Consider the following 1,873-nt stretch of genomic DNA (forward strand, 5'->3'; position numbering starts at 1 on the left):
GCAGGCCGGCGACGAACTGGCGGGTGTTGCGCGCCAGCTGCTCGCGCTGGGCGTCGATGCCAAGCAGGTCGTGCAGGCCGAGGTCGAGGCTGACCGCCAGGGGCTGCAGGAAACCGCTGCGGCCGTCGCGCTGCCAGCGCGCGGCCAGGCTCCGGTTCCAGTCCAGTTCTGCCCGCACTGCGGGCAACAGGGGTTCGAGGCGCGCCAGCACCTGCTCGGCACGCGCCAGAAAGCTCTGCAATCGGGAATCCACGCTCTACTCCTTTTGCGCAGGGCCGCACGCTGCGGGCTCTGCCGGTCCGGTGCCGCTATCGGCTATGCTTGGCAGGCGCCACGGATCAGAGACCACGCCCGCCGCCATGGATATATCGCTCACCCATCGCCTGTCGTTCCGACAGGCCGGCCTGACCGTGCTGGTGGCGTTCATCCTCGGCACGCTGCTCAGCGTCACCCAGGTGGCGATCGATTATGCCAGCGAAGAGGCCTCCATCAACCGCGAGATTCGCGCGCTGCTGGAAATCAGCCACAACCCCGCCGCCCGTATCGCCTACAACATCGACGCCGAACTGGCCCAGGAACTGGTGCTCGGCCTGCTGCGTTCGCCGGCGGTGACCCGCGCCGAACTGATCGACAACAGCGGCCTGGTGCTGGCCAGCGTCAGCCGGCCGCGCAGCGAGAGCCGCTACCGGGTGTTCAGCGACAGCCTGTTCGGCGCCCAGCGCCAGTTCCAGGATCCGCTCTACGTCGCCCACGCGCCCAACGAAGCGCTCGGCGAGCTGCGCCTGGAGGTGGACACCTACGCCTTCGGCAGCCACTTCCTGCGCCGCTCGCTGCTGACCCTGCTGACCGGCTTCGCCCGCAGCCTGCTGCTGTCGCTGATCCTCCTGGTGCTGTTCTACTTCATGCTGACCAAGCCGCTGGTGGGAGTGATCCGCGCGCTCAGCGAGCGCAACCCGCAGGACCCGCAGCATCGCCCGGTGCCCTGCCCCAAGGGCCACGAACGCGACGAGATCGGCACCCTGGTCGAGGTGACCAACCGCCAGCTGTCGAGCATCGCCCAGGAGATCGAGCAGCGGCGCAACGCCGAGGATCGCCTGACCCAGTACCTGGCCGAGCTGGAGAACATCGTCTCGGCGCGCACCGCCGAGCTCAAGGCCGCCAACGCCCGCCTCAGCCAGTCCAACCGCGAGCTGGAACTGGCGCGCACCACCGCACTGAACATGGCCCAGGCCCGCTCGGCCTTCCTCGCCAACATGAGCCACGAGATCCGCACCCCGCTCAACGGCCTGCTGGGCATGCTCGCCCTGGCCCTGGACGCCCCGCTCAGCGCCGAGCAACGCCAGCAGCTGGGCATCGCCCACGATTCCGGCAAGGTACTGGTGGAGCTGCTCAACGACATCCTCGACCTGTCCAAGTTCGAGGCCGGCCAGCTGGAGCTGGAGCAGATTCCCTTCGACCTCGGCGTGCTGGCCGAGGAGACCGCCAGCCTGCTGTCGCAGAACGCCGCCGGCGCGGTGGAGCTGACCTGCCTGATCGCCCCCGACCTGCCCGCCCAGGTCGTCGGCGACCCGACCCGGGTGCGGCAGATCGTCAGCAACCTCTTGTCCAATGCGCTGAAGTTCACCCGCTTCGGCCGCGTCGACCTGCAGGTATCGCGCAGCGCGGACGGCGTGCGCATCCGCGTGCGCGACACCGGCATCGGCATCGCCGAAGACGCCCAGGCGCGCATCTTCCAGCCGTTCGCCCAGGCCGAGGTGGGCATCACCCGCGAGTACGGCGGCACCGGCCTCGGCCTGGCGCTGACCCGCCGCCTGTGCGAGGCCATGCACGGCAGCCTCGGCCTGCAATCGAAGGAAGGCTTCGGCAGCGAGTT

At 69.4% G+C, this 1,873-nt stretch carries 2 protein-coding genes; one reads left to right on the forward strand and one right to left on the reverse strand.

The annotated features are described in order from the left end of the window. Positions 1-253 (reverse strand): DUF815 domain-containing protein (locus tag N878_RS19195; RefSeq protein WP_156350898.1); only part of this gene is annotated, 253 nt, incomplete at its 3' end. Between the two features lie 64 nt (positions 254-317). Here N878_RS19195 and N878_RS19200 point away from each other — a divergent pair. Next, positions 318-1,873 (forward strand): ATP-binding protein (locus tag N878_RS19200; RefSeq protein ID WP_156350899.1); only part of this gene is annotated, 1,556 nt, incomplete at its 3' end.

This window comes from Pseudomonas sp. EGD-AK9, assembly GCF_000465935.2.
Classification (GTDB): domain Bacteria; phylum Pseudomonadota; class Gammaproteobacteria; order Pseudomonadales; family Pseudomonadaceae; genus Aquipseudomonas.